General features: G+C 72.0%; 19 protein-coding genes. 3 read left to right on the forward strand and 16 right to left on the reverse strand.

The window, feature by feature from the left end:
• Positions 1-35: 35 nt before the first annotated feature.
• The 7 genes from rpsO to Actkin_RS23990 form a co-directional block, all read right to left on the reverse strand.
• Entirely contained in the window at positions 36-305 is a 270-nt protein-coding gene (gene rpsO, locus Actkin_RS23960; RefSeq protein WP_189211648.1) for a 30S ribosomal protein S15, read from the reverse strand.
• 85 nt (positions 306-390) lie between these two features.
• Positions 391-873, reverse strand: a complete 483-nt coding sequence (locus Actkin_RS23965) for a 2'-5' RNA ligase family protein (RefSeq protein WP_258904343.1) — start codon at positions 871-873, stop codon at positions 391-393.
• Positions 870-1,343, reverse strand: a complete 474-nt coding sequence (locus tag Actkin_RS23970; protein ID WP_189211650.1) for an XRE family transcriptional regulator — start codon at positions 1,341-1,343, stop codon at positions 870-872. The genes Actkin_RS23965 and Actkin_RS23970 overlap by 4 nt, the downstream gene beginning before the upstream one ends.
• Positions 1,344-1,414: 71 nt before the next feature.
• Positions 1,415-2,344, reverse strand: a complete 930-nt coding sequence (locus Actkin_RS23975; RefSeq protein ID WP_189211651.1) for a bifunctional riboflavin kinase/FAD synthetase — start codon at positions 2,342-2,344, stop codon at positions 1,415-1,417.
• A 58-nt stretch (positions 2,345-2,402) separates the two neighbouring features.
• Positions 2,403-3,299, reverse strand: coding sequence for a tRNA pseudouridine(55) synthase TruB (truB, locus tag Actkin_RS23980; RefSeq protein ID WP_258904344.1), 897 nt, complete (start codon positions 3,297-3,299; stop codon positions 2,403-2,405).
• Between the two features lie 11 nt (positions 3,300-3,310).
• A complete protein-coding gene (locus Actkin_RS23985) occupies positions 3,311-4,573 on the reverse strand; it encodes an MFS transporter (protein WP_258907981.1) in 1,263 nt (420 codons plus the stop codon).
• Between the two features lie 142 nt (positions 4,574-4,715).
• On the reverse strand, positions 4,716-5,996 hold the full coding sequence (locus Actkin_RS23990; protein WP_258904345.1) for an MATE family efflux transporter: 1,281 nt from the start codon (positions 5,994-5,996) through the stop codon (positions 4,716-4,718).
• A 61-nt stretch (positions 5,997-6,057) separates the two neighbouring features.
• On the opposite strand from Actkin_RS23990, the gene Actkin_RS23995 reads away from it, so the two are divergent.
• The 3 genes from Actkin_RS23995 to Actkin_RS24005 all read left to right on the forward strand — a co-directional run bounded on the left by Actkin_RS23995 (position 6,058) and on the right by Actkin_RS24005 (position 9,398).
• Positions 6,058-6,564 carry a CGNR zinc finger domain-containing protein gene (locus Actkin_RS23995; protein WP_258904346.1) on the forward strand — a complete coding sequence of 169 codons (507 nt, stop codon included), beginning with the start codon at positions 6,058-6,060 and terminating at the stop codon, positions 6,562-6,564.
• 499 nt (positions 6,565-7,063) lie between these two features.
• Positions 7,064-8,416: a cytochrome ubiquinol oxidase subunit I gene (locus Actkin_RS24000; RefSeq protein ID WP_258904347.1), complete on the forward strand. Its 1,353-nt coding sequence runs from the start codon at positions 7,064-7,066 to the stop codon at positions 8,414-8,416.
• Positions 8,406-9,398, forward strand: a complete 993-nt coding sequence (locus Actkin_RS24005; RefSeq protein ID WP_258904348.1) for a cytochrome d ubiquinol oxidase subunit II — start codon at positions 8,406-8,408, stop codon at positions 9,396-9,398. The genes Actkin_RS24000 and Actkin_RS24005 overlap by 11 nt, the downstream gene beginning before the upstream one ends.
• Positions 9,399-9,587: 189 nt before the next feature.
• Here Actkin_RS24005 and Actkin_RS24010 read toward each other — a convergent pair whose 3' ends face one another.
• The 9 genes from Actkin_RS24010 to Actkin_RS24050 all read right to left on the reverse strand — a co-directional run bounded on the left by Actkin_RS24010 (position 9,588) and on the right by Actkin_RS24050 (position 17,716).
• Positions 9,588-9,872: an alpha/beta fold hydrolase gene (locus tag Actkin_RS24010; protein WP_258904349.1), complete on the reverse strand. Its 285-nt coding sequence runs from the start codon at positions 9,870-9,872 to the stop codon at positions 9,588-9,590.
• A complete protein-coding gene (locus tag Actkin_RS24015) occupies positions 9,872-10,981 on the reverse strand; it encodes an ABC transporter ATP-binding protein (RefSeq protein WP_189211658.1) in 1,110 nt (369 codons plus the stop codon). The genes Actkin_RS24010 and Actkin_RS24015 overlap by 1 nt, the downstream gene beginning before the upstream one ends.
• Before the next feature lie 22 nt (positions 10,982-11,003).
• Complete coding sequence (locus Actkin_RS24020; protein WP_189211659.1) at positions 11,004-11,939, reverse strand: carbohydrate ABC transporter permease; 936 nt, start codon at positions 11,937-11,939, stop codon at positions 11,004-11,006.
• 11 nt (positions 11,940-11,950) lie between these two features.
• Positions 11,951-12,922, reverse strand: a complete 972-nt coding sequence (locus Actkin_RS24025; protein ID WP_258904350.1) for a carbohydrate ABC transporter permease — start codon at positions 12,920-12,922, stop codon at positions 11,951-11,953.
• Complete coding sequence (locus Actkin_RS24030; protein ID WP_258904351.1) at positions 12,922-14,328, reverse strand: ABC transporter substrate-binding protein; 1,407 nt, start codon at positions 14,326-14,328, stop codon at positions 12,922-12,924. Before Actkin_RS24030 ends, Actkin_RS24025 begins: the two co-directional genes overlap by 1 nt.
• A 268-nt stretch (positions 14,329-14,596) precedes the next feature.
• On the reverse strand, positions 14,597-15,022 hold the full coding sequence (locus Actkin_RS24035; RefSeq protein WP_258904352.1) for a hypothetical protein: 426 nt from the start codon (positions 15,020-15,022) through the stop codon (positions 14,597-14,599).
• 47 nt (positions 15,023-15,069) lie between these two features.
• Entirely contained in the window at positions 15,070-15,861 is a 792-nt protein-coding gene (locus Actkin_RS24040; protein WP_258904353.1) for an alpha/beta hydrolase, read from the reverse strand.
• Positions 15,862-15,933: 72 nt separating this feature from the next.
• Positions 15,934-16,404, reverse strand: a complete 471-nt coding sequence (locus Actkin_RS24045; protein WP_309569080.1) for a nitroreductase family deazaflavin-dependent oxidoreductase — start codon at positions 16,402-16,404, stop codon at positions 15,934-15,936.
• 319 nt (positions 16,405-16,723) lie between these two features.
• Positions 16,724-17,716 carry an NAD(P)-dependent alcohol dehydrogenase gene (locus Actkin_RS24050; protein ID WP_258904354.1) on the reverse strand — a complete coding sequence of 331 codons (993 nt, stop codon included), beginning with the start codon at positions 17,714-17,716 and terminating at the stop codon, positions 16,724-16,726.
• Between the last annotated feature and the right edge of the window lie 60 nt (positions 17,717-17,776).

Here is a 17,776-nt window from a genome sequence, read left to right on the forward strand (position 1 = left end):
GGAGCGACCGGTGTCGGTCACCCCCCCCTGATGGCCTAGCGGCGCAGGCCGAGCCGCTGGATCAGCGACCGGTAGCGCTCGATGTCCACCTTGGTCAGGTAGTTCAGCAGCCGCCGACGGCGGCCCACCAGCAGCAGCAGACCGCGCCGCGAGTGGTGGTCGTGCTTGTGCGTGCGCAGGTGCTCGGTGAGGTCGCGGATACGCTTCGTCAGCAGCGCGACCTGCGCCTCGGGGGATCCGGTGTCCGAGTCGTGCACGCCGTACTCGGTCAGGATCGACTTCTTCTCAGCGGTGGACAGCGCCACTCGTGTGCTCCTTGATCAGGTGTGCCGTGCGATTGGTACGTCGGTACCGGCCGCCACGGACCGCAGCCGGACCCAAAACGCAAGGTTAGCAGGTGGGGGCGGACCGGAGCCGCACGCCACCCACCCGGGTGTAGCGCCCCTGCTCACTGGAGTACAACACCACTTCGGGGGCGATCCATTCCGGGCCGCGGTAGTCGGCCAGGTCGGGCGCCCATTCTTCGGGGCGCGGCTGCCTGCCGATGGTGACATGCGGGACGTACGGGCGCGACTCCTTTTTCGCCGTCGCCGCCTCGGCGATGGCGTCGAGGTCGGCGTCCACGCCCATCCAGGTCACGCCGGGGAAGCCGCCGACGCCGCTCAGCCGCACGCGGGGCGCGGGGTGGTCATGAACACGCTCCGTGAGCCAGGTCAGGCGGGCGTCGGGGTCGTCGGGGCCGTAGTAGGCGAGGGTGATGTGCCAGTGGTGGCGGGGCTCGGGCCGGACCGCGGCGGGGAACGGCGGCAGGGCGGCCGCGAGGTGGTCGGCGACGGGGTCGGGCAGCGGGAACGCGGCGAAGTACCTCGTCACACGCGGTGCCTTCCGGCCCGGCGGAGCAGGTCGGCCAACTCGGGGAAGCGCGGGTCCAGCAGGTCGGCGGCCTGGGTGAGGTCGTCGGCGGCGATGAGCCTGCGCAGGGCCATGATCGCGCTGCGGCCGACGTCGACCGGGAGGCTGTCGCGGGTCACGGCGGGCTTGGAGACGCGCACGTCCTCCAGGGCCTTCTGCAGGTGCTCCTTGGCGCCGGAGGCGACCTCCGGGGTGAGGATCTTGCGCTCCAGCATGATCAGCCTGGCCAGCACTGCCGGGTTGCCGATCTTGGCCCGGCGGCCGCTCATCACCTGGCTCAGCATCGGCGCGCTGATCCCCAGCACGTCGGCCAGGTTCGCCTGCGAGGTGTCGAAGGCCACCACCAGCCTGCGCACCCGATCGCCCAACGGCTCCCCATACCATTCGCGCTGCAGCGCGATGTTGCGCTGGACGATCTTGTGGTCCTCCACTTGATGGCCTCTCTCCCTACGACCCGGCCGTATCTTGCCAGGTCTTGGTCACCTTCCGTAGGGATTCGCCGCTATTCGGCGTCGAGGAGTTCGCGGGTGCGGGCCACGTCGCGGTGCATCTGCTCGACGAGCGCCTCGGTGGAGTCGAACTTCTCCATGGCGCGCAGGCGCTCGTGGAAGTCCAGGGCGACGCGCTGGCCGTAGAAGTCCTCGTCGACGTCGAGGACGAAGGCCTCCACGCGGCGCTCGCGGCCGGAGAAGGTGGGGTTGGTGCCCACCGAGACCGCGGCCGTCATCGGGGCGCGGTTGGGCAGGTGGAACTTGCAGGCGTAGACGCCGTCGGCGGGGATGGCGGTGTAGCGGGGGGTGGAGAGGTTGGCGGTCGGGAAGCCGAGCTGGTGGCCGCGCCGGTCCCCGCGCACGACGATGCCCTCGATCCGGTGCGGCCGCCCCAGCGCCGCCTCGGCCGCCCGCACGTCCCCGGCGTCGATGCAGGCGCGGATGTAGGTGGAGGAGAAGGTGATCTCCCCGCCCACCAGGCTCGCCCCCTCGGTGGCGAACCCGAACCGCTTGCCGTACTTGGTGAGCAGCTCGACGTTGCCCAGCGCGCGGTGGCCGAAGGTGAAGTTCTCCCCCACCACCACGGCGGCCACGTGCAGCCGCTCGACGAGGAACTCGTGCACGAACTCGTCAGCGGGCACTTTGGACAGCTCGGGGGTGAACGGCAGGACGCAGAACACGTCCACGCCCAACTGCTCGACCAACTCGGCCTTGCGCGCGAGCGTGGTCAACTGCGCAGGGTGACTACCCGGCCGCACGACCTCGGCCGGGTGCGGGTCGAACGTCACGACCACACTCGGCACGTTCTTCTCGGCGGCGAGCTTCACCGCCCTGCTGATCAGCGCCTGGTGCCCCCGGTGCACCCCGTCGAACACCCCGATGGTGGCGACACAGCGCCCCCACCCGCCGGGCAGGTCGTCAAGCCCACGCCATCGCTGCACGGGGTCGAGCCTAGTCCGCCCTTCCGCGGCGTTCATCGCGCATGGGACGTAGTCCGGCCTAGACCGCCAGGGCGACCAGGGCCTTGGCGGTCTTCCCCTCGTCCACCCCCAGCGCCAGCGCCTTGCCCGTGGGGTCGAACATGCCGTACGTGCCGGTGATGCCTGCCGCGGGGAGGCGTTTGCCGTGGGAGAGGGCCGCCGACTCGACGCGGTCTAGGTCGCGGCGGGGGAAGGCGGTGGCTACGGCGGCGTCGAGGTCCAGGGAGAGGCCGGGGGCGTCCTGGAGGGCCTCCAGCGTGCGGGCGACGCGCAGGTCGAAGGGGCCGACGCGGGTGCGGCGGAGTTCGGCGAGGTGGCCGCCGGTGCCCAGGGCGATGCCGAGGTCGCGGGCCAGGGCGCGGACGTAGGTGCCCGATGAGCACTCGACCATGACGTCGAGGTCGATGGCCTTGTCGTCGCGGCGGGTGCCGAGGATGTCGAAGCGGTACACCGTGACCGGGCGGGCGGGGATGACGACGTCCTCGCCCGCTCGGACGCGGGCGTAGGCGCGCTTGCCGTCGATCTTGACGGCGCTGACGGAGCTGGGAACCTGCTCGATCGGGCCGGTCAGGGCGGCGACCCTGGCGGCGATGGCCGCATCGGTGACCGCGGCCAGCACGGCGGGGTCGGGCTCGGAGAGGTGCTCGCCCTCGGCGTCGTCGGTCGTCGTGGCCGTGCCCAGGCGGATGGTGGCCAGGTAGACCTTGCGGTCGAGGGCCAGGTGGCCGAGGAGCTTGGTGGCGCGCTCGATCCCCAGGACGAGGACGCCGGTGGCCATCGGGTCCAGGGTTCCGGCGTGGCCGACCTTGCGGGTGCCGAGGATGCGGCGGACCCGGGCGACGACGTCGTGGGAGGTCATGCCGGGCGCCTTGTCGACGACGACAAGCCCCGGCGGCACAACAGGGCGAGAGGACACGACGGTGAATATTACGCCGCGCGGGTGATGTCCCAGGCACGGCGGCGGATCTGCACCGGCACGGTCTCCCCCGCCTCCACCTTGGCCAGCACGACGGCCCGGGCGCGCAGCCACCACACCGTCGTGCGCCACGCGCCCGCGACGAGCATGGCGAGCACGGCAGCGAAGGCAAGGCGGAAGTCGTCGGCGCCCGCCGCGGCGGCGTCCCCGCCGATGAGCACGCCGACGGCCAGCGAGGCGACCGTCGTCGCGCCGAAGCCGCCGACGTTGGCGATGCCGCTGGCCGTGCCGACCCTCCGCAGCGGGTTGTAGTCGCGGACCAGGGCGAACGCGATGCCCGACATCGGCCCGCCAGCGGCGAGCACGGCGATGGCGGTGACGGTGACCGGCGTGGGCAGCGAGCCGGACCACGCGACGATGACGGTCCAGATGACCGTCGCCATCCCGAGGTAGCCGAGCACGATGGGCATCCGCGCGGCCGGGTGGCGGCCGATGAGCTCGCCGACCGCGGGGCCGCAGACCATGGCGACGATGACCATCAGGCTCAGCACGACGCCCGCCTGCGGCTCGGTGAGGCCCTGCACCTGGACCAGGTACGGCAGGCCCCACAGCAGCCCGAGGACGTTCGGGGCGAAGCAGGTGGACATGTGCACCCAGAACCGGAGCCGGGTGCCGGGCACCCGCCAGGCCTGGCGGACCTGGTCGAGGGTCTGGCGCACGCCGACGGCGTCGCTGCGCTGCGGCTCCTCGCCGTGCGGCGCGTCGCGGACCCGCCACACGACGATCCCGGCGTAGGCGGCGGTGAGCAGGCCGACGACGGCGAAGGCCGTGGTCCAGCCCGCGTCCGCGAGCAGGAGCGTCAGGGGGACGGTGGCGGCGAAGTTGCCGACGGACCCGAGCGCGGCCGTCGCGGCGGTCAGGGTCGGATAGCGCCGGGGCGAGTAGTGGGCGGCGACCAGCCGCAGGACGCTCACGAAGGCGAGCGCGTCGCCCAGGCCGAGCACGCCTCGGGCGAGGAGCGCGGGGACGTAGCTCTCGGCGTAGGCGAAGAGGAGCTGGCCCGATCCCATGAGCAGCGCGGCGCAGCTGAGCGTCACCCTCGGGCCGAACCGGTCGACGAGGAGCCCGGTGGGGATCTGCATCGCGGCGTAGACGCCGATCTGCAGCACGGTGAACCCGGCGAGCGCGGCCGCGCCGATGTCGAACCGCTGCGCGGCCTCCAACCCGGCCACCCCGAGGGTCGTGCGGTGGAAGACGGCGAGCAGGTACACCATCACCGCCGTACCCCACACCGCCAGCGCACGACGCTGGGCGGGACTCACAGGGACCACTCCACTCCGCGACGGGGACTCACCTATTACAGCGGCCGAGCGCCGAGATAGTTAGCCATGCTCAGGGTGCGGTTGCTCACAGCGGTCACACACTGGCTCCGGTGACCGCCCAGGTCGAGGTGCGGGCGCGGATCAGGAGGGCGGCCAGGCGCAGGACCATGAACGCGGACAGGCCCGTCCAGATCCCGACGAGGCCCCAGCCGAGGACGTGGGAGATCCAGATCAGGGGGAGGAAGCCGACGATGGCGGACAGGAGCGTCGTGGTGCGCAGGTAGCGGGTGTCGCCCGCGCCGAGGAAGACGCCGTCCAGGGCGAAGACGACGCCCGCGATCGGTTGCAGCGCCACGAAGAACCACCAGGCGTTCGGGATCTCGGCGAGCACGGCGGGATCGGCGGTGAACACGCGCGGCAGCACGCCCGCGACGGCGGCGAACGCGACGCCCGAGACCACCCCGCACAGCAGGCCGTAGCCGGTCAGGCCCCGCGCCAGGACCCGGGCGCGCCGGGCGTCGCCCGCGCCGAGGGCCGCGCCGACCAGCGACTGGGCGGCGATGGCGAGCGAGTCCAGCACCATCGCCAGGAACGTCCACAGTTGCAGGACGACCTGGTGCGCCCCCGCCGCGGGGATCGAGTGGCGGGCGGCGACGGTGATCGCGGAGACGAAGCAGGCCTGGAAGGCCAAGCTGCGCAGGACGAGGTCGCGGCCGAGGACGATCTGCCTGCGCATGATGTCCCACCGGGGACGCAGCGGGGCCGTGCGGATCGCGCGCAGGAACAGGGCAGCGGCCACCGCCTGCCCGGCGACGTTGGCGTAGGCCGAGCCGTTGAGGCCCCATCCGGCGCCGTGCACCAGGATCGGGCAGAGCGCCGCGGAGACGCCGTTGCCCGCGAGCACGTACCGCAGGGGCGATCGGGTGTCCTGGACGCCGCGCATCCAGCCGTTGCCCGCCAGCGTGACCATGATCAGCGGGGCGCCGCAGATGGCGATGCGGACCCAGGACGCGGCCGCGTCGGCCAGGTCGCCGGGGCCCGCCATGGCGCGGACGATGGGACCGGCAGTCAACTGTCCGATAAGGACGATCAGGAGGCCGAGCCCGAGCGCGAGCCAGGTGGCCTGGACGCCCTCGACGACGGCGTCCTCGCGGCGGCCCGCGCCGTACAGGCGGGCCGCGCGGGCGGTGGTGCCGTAGGACAGGAACGTGAACTGGGTCGACAGCTGCGCCAGGATGATCGCGCCGATGCCGAGCGCGCCGAGTTCGAGGCCGCCGAGCCTGCCGACGACGGCGGTGTCGACGAGCAGGTACAGCGGCTCGGCGGCCAGCACCGGCAGCGCGGGCACGGCCAGCGCGAGCACCTGACGCCGCACGGCGACCCCCGTAAGATACGAACGACAACTTTGCCCCTTACCGTACGCGTAAGGACCGGGAATGGACAACGCCGATTACCTCGACGTCGCGCTCCGGCTCGCCAACGCCGACCTGACCGACCTCCCGGCCCTGCGCGCCGCCCTCCACGACGAGCCGTGGTGGGCCGACCGCACGACCGAGGCCGACCTGCTCGCGCTGCGCTCCGTCGCCGACGGCCTCCGCCACGCCCTGGACGCCGCCACCGACCGCGACGCCGACGCCGTGCTCGCGCGCGTCAACGCCCTGCTGAGCGCGCATCCGCCCCGCCCTCGGCTGTCCGGGCACACCGGCACCTGGCACGTCCACGTCGCCGACGTCAACGCCCCACCGGCCACCGAGGTCGCCGCCGCGGCGGCATGGGGCCTGGCCCAGGCCATCGTCCGCCACGGCGTGGACCGCTGGGGCCGGTGTCCGTGCGGCAACCACTTCCTCGACGCCTCCACCAACCGCGCCAAGCGCTTCTGCTCCACCCGCTGCGCCAACCGCGCCAACGTCGCCGCCTTCCGCGCCCGCCGCACCCGCGCGTGAGAGCCGACGGGACGGGTTGAAGGGCTAGGGCGCCGAGGTGGGCGGTGCCGGACAGGCCGAACCGCTGTGCGTCTGAAGCACCGCGGCTGAGGCGGGCAGAACTGCCGCCCGCCGACGTGCACTCAGCGCGCCGCCCGGACCGACTCGCGGGGCCGGAGGGATGGTCGTGCGCGAGGCCGAGCGCGCCGAGCGTCGCGGTGTGTGGGACCGATGTGCCTGAAGCAGCGCAGCCGAAAGCAGGCAGAACCACCGCCAGCCGCCCTGGCTCGGCGCGCCGCCAGACCGCCTTGCGGAGCCCGAGCGGATAGGGACCCGCGGAGCCAAGCGCCCACGCGTCGCCGTGTCGGAGGAGTAGGAGCGGTGTGGGTGGGGTACTGCGGCTCCCTGGCGGGCGGGATCGTGGCCGCTGTGTGGGCTCGGGGCGCTGTCGGGCCGACTGGCGGGGGTGCGGGGCCGCGCGCACGATGGGTGGGCAGCCGAGCGTGGAGGGGGCGTCAGCGTGCTGGTCGAGGTGTTGGCCGACGCGGCGACGCCGGGGGATCTGGTCGCGGCGCGGACGCAGATGGCGTTCTCCCTCGGGTGGCACATCATCATCGCCTGCTTCGGCGTCGGGATGCCGGGGCTCGTGGTGTTCATGGAGTGGCGGGCCCTGCGCACCGGCGACGCGGCGTTCGAGGTGCTGGCGAGGACCTGGGCGCGGGCCATGGGCGTGCTGTTCGCCGTCGGCGCGGTGTCCGGGACGATCCTCAGCTTCGAGATGGGGCTGCTGTGGCCGGGGCTGATGGGCAGCTACGGCGAGGTCATCGGGCTGCCCTTCACGCTGGAGGGCTTCGCGTTCTTCATCGAGGCGATCTTCGTCGGGATCTACCTCTACGCCTGGGACCGGCTGCCGCCGAGGACGCACCTGCTCACCGGGCTGCCGATCGTGGTGGCGGGGGTCGCCTCGGCGTTCTTCGTCGTCACCGCGAACGCCTGGATGAACCAGCCGCGCGGGTTCGACCTCGTCGACGGCGAGGTCACCGACGTGCGGCCGTGGGAGGCGATGTTCAACCCCGCCACCCCGCCGCAGACCGTGCACATGATCGTCGCGGCGTTCATGGTCGCCGGGTTCGGCATCGCCGCGGTGTACGCGGTGGGGATGCTGCGCGGCAGGCGGGACCGGCACCACCGGCTGGGTTTCCTGGTCCCCTTCACCGTCGCCGCCGTCCTGGCCCCGGTGCAGGTCGTGGTGGGCGACTGGGCGGCGCACTTCCTCGCCGACTACCAGCCGCTCAAGCTCGCCGCGATCGAGGGCCTCGCGGAGACGACCGCGGGCGCGCCGCTGTCCCTGGGCGGCGTCTACATCGACGGTGAGCTGCGGTACGCGCTGGAGATCCCGAACGCCCTGTCGCTGCTGGCCCACTGGGACCCCGACGCCGTCGTCCTGGGCCTGAACGAGGCGCCCGCGCACCTGCGGCCGCCGGTCAACGTCGTGCACCTGAGCTTCCAGCTGATGGTGGCCATCGGGTTCGGGCTCGTCGCCCTCGGCGCCTGGCTCGCCGTCGCCTGGCTGCGCCGCCGCGACCTGCCGCGCGCCCGCCTGTTCCTCTGGGCCGCCGCGCTCGCGGGCCCGGCCGCGGTCCTGGCGATGGAGGCCGGGTGGGTCGTCACCGAGGTCGGCCGCCAGCCCTGGATCGTCTACGGCCACATGCTGACCCGCGACGCTGTCAACCCGCAGCCGGGGCTGCTGGTCGGCCTGGGGATCGTGCTCGCGGTCTACGCCGTGCTGACGGTGGCCACCGTCTACGTCCTGCGGCTGCTGGCCCGCCGGGGCCCGGTGCGCGCCCCGCAGGAGGAGAGCCATGAGCGCTGACATCCTGCTCGCGGTGCTCTGGATCGGCCTGACCCTGTACGCGCTGTTCGGCGGCGCGGACTTCGGCGGCGGCCTGTGGGACCTGCTCGCGGGCGGCAGCGAGCGCGGACGCCCGCAGCGCGAGCTGATCGAGCACTCGATCGGCCCGGTCTGGGAGGCCAACCACGTCTGGCTGATCTTCGTGATCACCCTGTTCTGGACGGCGTTCCCGGCAGCGTTCGCGCCCTTCGCCGCCACGCTCTACATCCCGCTGACGCTGGCCGCCCTGGGGATCATCGCCCGCGGCGCGGCGTTCGCGTTCCGCAAGGTCAGCGACCGGCTGTGGCAGCGGCGGCTGTTCGGCGCGGCGTTCGCGTTCTCCTCGGTGGTCACGCCGTTCTTCCTCGGGGCCACGCTCGGCGCCGTGGCCTCCGGCCGGGTGCCGGTCGGGATCGACGCGGGGGACATCTGGACCAGCTGGTGGAACCCGACCTCGGTGACGACCGGGCTGATCGCGGTCGGCGCGTGCGCGTACCTGGCCGCGGTGTACCTGACCGCCGACGCCCGGCGCGCGGGCTCGACCGCGCTCGCGGAGGCGTTCCGCCTGCGGGCCCTGATCACCGGCCTCGCGCTGGGCGCGTTGACGCTGGCCGGTTTCCCGGTGCTGCGGGCCGACGCGCCGGCGCTGTTCGACGGGCTGGTGGGGACCGCGCTGCCGTTGGCGATCACCAGCGTCGCGGCGGGCGTGCTGTCGCTGGGCCTGCTCGTGGCGCGGCGGTACCTGCTGGTGCGGCTCACCGCCGCGATCGCGGTGACGGCGGTGCTGTGGGCGTGGGGCGTGGCGCAGTACCCGGTGATGCTTCCGGGGCTGACCGTGGACGGCGCCGCGGCGTCGTCCAGCGTGCTGACCCCGGTGCTGTGGGTGCTGGGGATCGGCTCGGTGCTGCTGGTCCCGTCGCTGGTGTACCTGTACTCGGTCTTCCAGCGGTCACCTCAACGGTAGGAACTGCGCCGCGGTCCGGGCGCGTCGAGGTCAGGCCAGGAACCGACTCAACGCCCCCAGCCACGCGCCCGGCTGGTTGATCGGGCCTCGGCGTCCGGCACGCGGACCGGGGGCAGGGCGCCTGCCTCCCCAGGCGCGGCCCCAGCCGCCGGACGCGGTGGGGGGCCGTCAGGGTCAGGCGCTGGGCGATCAGGCCGCCGGTCGAGAAGCCGAGGACGTGCGCCCGAGGGACCGCCAGGGCGTCGAGCACGGCCAGCAGGTCGGGCACCACCCCGTCGACCGCAGGCCCCGGGTTGAGCGGCCGCGCAGGTCGGGCAGCAGGACGCGGCGGTCGAGGTCGTGGAGCGGGGTGCGCAGGTACGTGTGGTCCCAGTCGGGGCCGCCGTGGATGACCAGCAGGGGCGAGTGCCCGGGTCTGCCGGCGACGAACAGTTCGACGCCGTCGGACACCCGCACCCGCCGGTCGGTCCACATCAGTCGGGCAGGCGGTCGCCCGTGGCGGCGTCGAAGAAGTGCACGGCGCCCGCCTGCGGGGTCAGGGCGAGCTTGTCGCCCCGGTGCCAGCCGGACATGCCGGGGGCGCGCACGGTGAACGCGTGCGGCGCCTCGCGCTCCTCGGCGCTCTCGGCCACCTCGACGTGCGGGATGTCGGCCGAGCAGTACAGGTACTGGTCGCTGCCCAGCTCCTCGACGACCTCCACCACGGCGGAGACGCCCGACGAGCCGATCGACCAGCCCTCCGGCCGGATGCCGACGACGACGCGGTCCGAGGTCAGCGCCGCGCGCTGCGCCGGGGTCAGCGGGATGGACATGCCGCCGACGGTCGCCGACTCCCCCGACACCGCCGCCGGGATCAGGTTCATGCCCGGCGAGCCGATGAACCCGGCCACGAACACGTTGGCGGGCCGGGAGAACAGGCCGATCGGGGTGTCGCACTGCTGCAGGATGCCGTCGCGCAGCACCGCGACCCGGTCGCCCATCGTCATCGCCTCGGTCTGGTCGTGGGTCACGTAGATCGTGGTCACGCCCAGCCGCCGCTGCAGCGACGCGATCTGCGTGCGGGTCTGCACCCGCAGCTTCGCGTCCAGGTTGGACAGCGGCTCGTCCATGCAGAACACCTGCGGGCGGCGCACGATCGCCCGGCCCATCGCCACCCGCTGGCGCTGGCCGCCGGACAGCTTCGCGGGCTTGCGCTCCAGGTACTGCTCCAGGTCCAGCAGCGCGGCCGCCTCGCGCACGCGCTTGACCCGCTCCTCCTTCGGCATCTTGGCGATCTTCAGGTGGAAGCCGATGTTGTCGGCCACCGTCATGTGCGGGTACAGCGCGTAGTTCTGGAACACCATCGCGATGTCCCGCTCCTTCGGCGGCAGGTTCGTCACGTCCCGCTCGCCGATGCGGATCGCGCCGCCGTCGATGCCCTCCAGGCCCGCCAGCATGCGCAGGGTGGTCGACTTGCCGCAGCCGGACGGGCCGACCAGCACCAGGAACTCGCCGTCGGCGACCTCGAGGTCGAGGGTGTCCACGGCCGGGGTCGGGTTGCCCGCGTAGTAGCGGGTGGTCCCGTCGAAGGTGACCGTTGCCATCAGTTCTCCCCTTCCGCCACGGTCACTTGCCCGCGCCGAGGGTCAGGCCGGTGATGATCCGGCGGGCCAGCAGGATGTACATGACCAGCATCGGGAGCACGACGATCGCCACGCCCGCGATCAGGCCGCCGTACTCGGACTGGTAGCTCGCCGCGCCGTAGAGCGTGAACAGCGCGCGGGCGAGGGTGAAGTTGGCGTTGTCGGTGAGGAACACGATCGCCAGCAGCGTCTCGTTCCACAGCCCGATCGCGTTGAGGATCAGCGCGGTGATCAGGCCGCCGCGGGCCAGCGGCAGCATCACCGTGAAGAACGTGCGGAACGGCGAGGCGCCGTCGATGGCGGCGGCCTCCTCCAGCTCGTCGGGCAGCGACTTGAAGAAGCCCGTCAGCAGGAACACGGTGAACGGCAGCGACAGCGCCACGTACACCAGGAACATGCCGAACAGGTTGTTCGTCAGCCCCAGGTCGGCCATCCCGATGAACAGCGGGATCACCAGCGTCTGGAACGGGATGCCCATGCCGATGGCGAAGAAGTTCGTCATCGGGTTGCTGCCGCGCACGCCCAGCCTGGTCAGCGCGTACGCCGCGGGCGCCGCCACCGCCACGATGACCACCGACGACACCGCCACCAGCGCCACCGTCACCAGGAACGCGTTGCCGAAGCCCGCGTTCTCCCAGGCGTAGCGCAGGTTGCGGAACGGGTCGCCCCGCTCGAACCAGGTGTAGGGCAGGTGGAACGGCTTGTTGAAGATCTCGATCGGCGTCTTGAACGCCGCCGTCACCAGCCAGTACAGGATCACCACGTTCAGCGCGGTGAACAGCCACACGAACGCCATGCCGACGATGCGCAGCGGGCTGAACCCGCGCGCGGTCGGGGCCGGGCGCGGCTTGCGCGGCGGTGTGCGGTGCTCCCGGCGGACCCGGGTCTCGGGCGCGGACTCCGGCGCGGACACGGTCATGTCCTCCCCCTTTAGAACTGGATGGTCTCGCGGCGCATGAGCCTGCGCAGCGCGACGACGAGGACGGACACCAACGCGATCATCATCACGGCCGCCGCGCACGCCATGCCGTACTCCGGCGAGCCCGCGGTGCCGAAGGACCGGTCGAACACGTAGAGGCCCAGCGTCCACGACTCGATCGGCGGCGAGTAGGTGCCCGGCCCGGCCAGGACGAACACCAGCTCGAAGATCTTGATCGCGCCGATCGTCCAGAGCACGCCTGCCACGCCGATGACGTCCCAGGTCAGCGGCAGGGTGACGTTGCGGAACTTCTGCCACGGCGTCGCGCCCGCGATGTCGGCGTCCTCGTAGAGGTACGGCGGGATGCGGTCGACCGCGGCCATCAGGATGGTGATGTAGAAGCCCGCGCTGGCCCAGATCAGGCAGCCGATCACGACCCAGGTCACGTTCTCCGGGGCCAGGAACTTCACCGCGTCGACGCCGATGCTCTCCAGCAGGTAGTTGACCAGGCCCTGCCGGTTCGGCCGGTAGATCATGATGATGCTGAAGAACATGCCCAGCGCGACCGGCGCGACGATGTTCGGGAAGAACAGGATCGCCCGCACGAGCTTCCCGCCGCGCATCTCGCGCAGCACCATCGTGAACAGGAACGCCAGCAGGAACGTGCCCACGCCCGCCACGAAGATGTAGAGCAGCGTGTTCAGGAACGAGTAGAGGAACGCGTCGGAGGCGAACAGCTCGGTGAAGTTGCCGACGCCGTTGAACTCCGGGGTGTCGCCCGCGCCCTGCCACGACGTGAAGCCCAGCACGACCGTCGCCACCGTGGGCACGACCATGAACAGCACGTACAGCCCGATCGCGGGCAGCAGGAACGGCCAGAACAACCGCTTCTTGCGGACCAGGTGCGCCCCGGAGGCGGACGTGACGTCCGCCTCCGGGGAGGTGACCGGCGCCGGACGTGACGTCTGCGGCGAAGCCGCCATCAGCCCGCTGCCTTCCAGAACTCGGCCTGCTTGGCGGCCAGGCCGTCGATGAACTGCTGGGCGCTGATGTTGCCCTTCAGCAGGTCGTTGTTGAGCGGGTAGAACACGTTGTCGACCCACTTGCCAGCGGCCAGGCCGTCGAGGCCGTCCATGAAGATCGCCCGCTCGGCGCTGTCGTCCTCCAGGGCGGCCTTGACGTCCTTGAGCGAGTCCGGGACCGCCAGGTCGGGGCGCGGGGTCAGGTTGTCGGCCACGGCCGGGATGCCGGAGAGGATGTCCTTGTTGAGCACGTAGGCGATGAACGCCTTGGCGGCCTCGGGGTGCGCTGCCTTCTTGGTGACCGAGAACCCGATGGGCAGCTGCTCGACGATCTTGTGCGGGGCGTCCGACGGCGTCGGGAACTGGAACGAGCCGTAGCTGATGCCCTTGTCGCCGCCCTGCTTGTTCAGGTACTCGCGGGTCTCGCTCGGACCCCAGGAGCCGACGAACAGGAAGGCCGCCTCGCCGTCCGCCCAGCGCTGCTGGACCTGCGGGAACTTGGAGGCGTCCCAGCCGTCGATGAAGTAGCCGCCGTCGCCCATGCGCTCGACCAGCGCGGCGGCCTTGGCGAAGCCGGGCTCGGTCTTCCACGCCTGGCCGGTCTTGTCCTGCGCGGCCTCGGACAGGCCGCCGGGGCCGACGTAGCGGGCGGCGATCTGGGTGAAGAAGTAGGCGTTGTAGAAGTTGATGTCGCCGTCCTGGGCGATGGCGGCCATGCCGTCGGCCTTCGCCTTGTCGAACAGGGCGAACAGGTCGTCCATGGTCTGCGGCGGCTTCAGGTCCGGGAACAGGTCCTTGTTGTACCACCAGGCGTTGCCCAGGATCTCGTACGGCACCGAGAAGAGGGCGCCGTCGTCCTGCTTGGCCTGGGGCATGTCGTAGAAGCTCGCGGGCACGACGTCGCGGACGGTCTTGTCGCCCTCGCCGACCTTGTAGTCCAGCACGTCCTGCACCGACTGGGTCCCGCCCGCGGCGACGACGGCGGCGCGCACCTGGCTGATGTCCTGGTCGAACAGGTCGGGCACGGTGTCGGTGTTCAGCGACGGCGCCACGTTCTGGGTCAGCAGCTTGCGGCCGAGCCACTGGACGTTGACCTTGACGCCGGTCTTGTCCTGGAAGCAGCGGATCGCCTTGCTGAGGACCTTGCCCTGGGGCTCGTCCTCGGTCCACATCGACCAGTAGGTGAACTCCTTGTCGGTGGCGGGCTTGGTGCCGACCTCCGGACACGGGGCGTTGAGGTAGTCGTCGACACCGGGAAGGGTGAGCGGTGCTTCCCCGCCGCCGCCACCCGCATCGGACCCACCGCCGCATCCCGCGAGCGTCAGCACGGCTGCCGCCGCCATGACCGTCAACCTGGTCGAACGCATGATCACCACCTGATCGAGGATGCCAATCTGCGACCTGGGCCACACACCGGCTGCATGTTTTTGCGCAGTTTGGTCTCGTTTAGAGCATCTGTCAACACTCAAGCGCGCATCATTCGACACACGGGCGAGTAACGATTGGTTTATACCACTGCCGATCGCCCCGACCTAACCCCCGAATCGGTCGAGATACCCGACGAGGGTGGGAAATTTCCGGACATGACGACAGGACGGCATCACCGAGATGATGCCGTCATTCAAGCGCGAACGCTCAGCAGCCGTCGACGGCGTCGGGGTGCAGGTAGGCGTCGATGAGCCAGCCCTCGGGGGCCGACAGCGCCTTCATCGCGCCGACGCCGCAGCCGCTCATCTCCACCACGGTCTCGCTGTCGCGGATCGTCGAGTCGGGCGCCTTCGCCGCGAACGCGGCCGGGTCGCCGACACCGCCCGCCGCCTCGGTCACCCCGAGGTCGCACTGGGCGACGCCCCACTCGTCCTGGAACGCGACCCGGCCGGACGGGGTGAACAGGGCGCACACGCCCGGGCCGTCGGCCCGCGCGAGCCGGGCGACGAACTCGCCGTAGAGGCGCTCGGGGGACTCCTGCGGCGCCGGGCCGTCCGCCTTCATCGGCGGCGCCTCCGGCGACGTGCACGCCGTCAGCGACAGCAGGAGCAGGGCGGCCAGGACGCGGGTCACAGGGAAGAACCTAGCCCCGCGGACCGTCTTGATCGATCCGTTGCCGGTTAACCGATGGACTTCCCGATGTGGCGGAGCACGTCGGGCATCACCGACGCCCAGTACTCCTCGGTGTGGCCCGCGCCCGGGGCGAAGAACGACTCGGCGTCCGTGCGGGCCGCCAGCGCGCGGGCGGCGTCGGCCAGCTCGTCGTCCTCGCCGCACCAGACGGCGATGGGGACGCTGGAGGTGCCCGTCAGCGGGTTGGTCTCGGCCCAGCGGACCTCGTCGCGCAGGCCGAAGTCGGAGGCGGCCGCCCAGTCGGGGAACACCGCGGGGCTCACCATCGCGACCACGGTGGGGCCGGGCTCCTGGGCGTAGGTGTAGGCGGCGACCGCGCCGGTGGAGATGCCCATGACGGCGAACGGCGTGGGCGCGAGCCCGGCCGCGACCAGCCAGCCCGGCAGCTCATCGACCAGCATCCTCTGGGCCTCCGCCGTCCACTCGCCGCCGTCGACGGCCACCACCGCGAACGGCGGCAGGCCCGCCCGGTCGGTGGCGGTGAGCAGCGGCGGCAGCCCCAGCTCGACGAACTGCCGGGCGTCCGCGCCGAAGCCGTGCAGCGCCAGGCACACCGGCAGCTCGCCCGCCACGTCGCGCGGGCGCATGATCACCACCTGCACGTCGCCGATGGACGACCGGTACACCAATTCGCTCAGCGACGGGGTCGCCAGGGTCGGCGGGGTGACGGTGAGCTCGGCGGCCGGGGTGACCGGCGCCGCGGGCGCAGGCCGCTTGCCACACGCCGCCAGCAGTGCCAACGCGCCGAACCCGAGCAATCTTCGTCTGCTGAAGTCCACAATGGTCCTCTCGCCTCGCCGACCGGGCGGCCGAGTATAGGTCTGGACCATTACGGTGCGGCACCGGTTCGATCACGCTCGCCGCATGCGCAGGAAGTCGGTCACGCCGAACAGCCGGTGGGCCCGCCGTTCGCCTGGGTCGAACAGGTCCTCGACCTCGGGCCCCGACACCAGCTCCGGCCGCGTGACCTGGAACGACTCGCCGTCGTGGTCGACGGTCGCCCCGCCAGCGGCGAGCACGTTGCGCACCCAGTCGGCCCGAGGACCGTACGGGAGGGCGACCACGAGCCCCTGCCCGTGCGCCACCGCCACGACCGGCGTCCGGTAGGCGGCGCCGCTGCTCCGCCCGGTGTGGTGGACGACGGAGGCGTAGGCGCCGACAGAGCCCGCCGTCCGCAGTTGGCGGGGGTTGAGCACCCTGCGGTTCATCCGACGGACCAGGTCCTGGACAAGCCGGACCTTGGTCCGCATGGTCACCAGGAACGCCAGGCCGAGCACCGCCACCACGCCCACGACCCAGGCCACGATCACCAGGACCGTCACCGCTCACCCCTCCCCAACCACAACGGAACCTTGCCCCGCACCGCCACCCCAAGCGCCGCCATCGCGCCAAGGACCCAGACCCCAATCACCAGGACCATCACCACTCACCCCTCCCCGACCCGACGACAACCTCGCCCCGCACCGCCACCCCAAGCGCCCCCACCACGCCAAGGACCCAGACCCCAATCACCAGGACCATCACCACTCACCCCTCCCCGACCGCGACGACGACGTTGACCCACAGCGCCGCCAGGAACGCCAGGCCCAGCACCGCCATCGCGCCAAGGACCCAGGCCGCAATCACCAGGACCGTCACCACTCAGCCCTCCTCAACCGCGACGACGACCTTGCCCCGTGCCGTCCCGCCCGCCAGGTGTGCCACGGCGGCCGGGGTGTCCGCCAACGGGAACACCCGGTCGACCGCGGGCCGGACGTGGCCGTCCTCGATCAGCCTCGTCAGCGCGTCGAGGTCGGCGCCGCTCGGCTTCGCCACCAGCGGCGCCAGCCGCTGGTTCACCACCAGGTTGAGCGCCATCATCCGCAGCAGCCGCCCGAGCGGGCCGAGCCAGACGTCCTGGCGGCGGCCGAACGAGGCCAGGTAGGTCGCCCCCGGCAGCAGCACCCGCCGCCACGCGCTCGGCGAGTGGTCGCCGCCGTTGTCGAGCACCAGGTGGAAGCCCGGCCGCAGGCGGGTCGCGTCCTCCGCGGCGCGGTCCACCACCTCGTCCGCGCCGAGCGAGCGGACCATCGCGACCTTGTCGCGGCCGCACACGCCCGTCACCCACGCTCCCCGCGCCTTGGCGATCTGCACGGCGAAGCTGCCCACCCCGCCCGCCGCCCCGTTCACCAGGACGCGCTGGCCCTCCCGCACGTCGCGCATCGCCTGCAGCGCGGTCGCCCCCGCCAGCGGGACAGCGGCGGCCTCCACGGCGGACAGCCCGGCGGGCCTCAACCGCACGGAGTCCGCGGAGACCCGCACGTACTCGGCCACCGCCCCCATCGCGGGCAGGATCCCGCGCTGGTCCACCCGCCCGTAGACCTCGTCGCCCGGCCTGACCGCGGTCACCCCCCGCCCGACGGCCTCGACCTGGCCCGCGAAATCGCTGCCGACACCGCCCACCCGGGGCCGCATGCCCAACTGGAACGGCCGCATCACGTACGGCACGCCGTTGAGGATGTGCAGGTCCGCGGCGTTGAGGCCGGCCGCGCGCACCCGGACCAGCACCTCGCCCTCGTCCTCCCCCGGCACCGGCACCTCGGCTAATCGCAGCACCTCGGCCGCGCCGTACCGGTCGAATCTGATCGCTTTCATCGCTCCCCCTCCATCAGGCTTACGCCGTAAGGCTAGTCTTACGCTGTAAGGCCGTCAATG

It is taken from the genome of Actinokineospora sp. UTMC 2448 (assembly GCF_024760565.1).
Taxonomy (GTDB): domain Bacteria; phylum Actinomycetota; class Actinomycetes; order Mycobacteriales; family Pseudonocardiaceae; genus Actinokineospora; species Actinokineospora fastidiosa.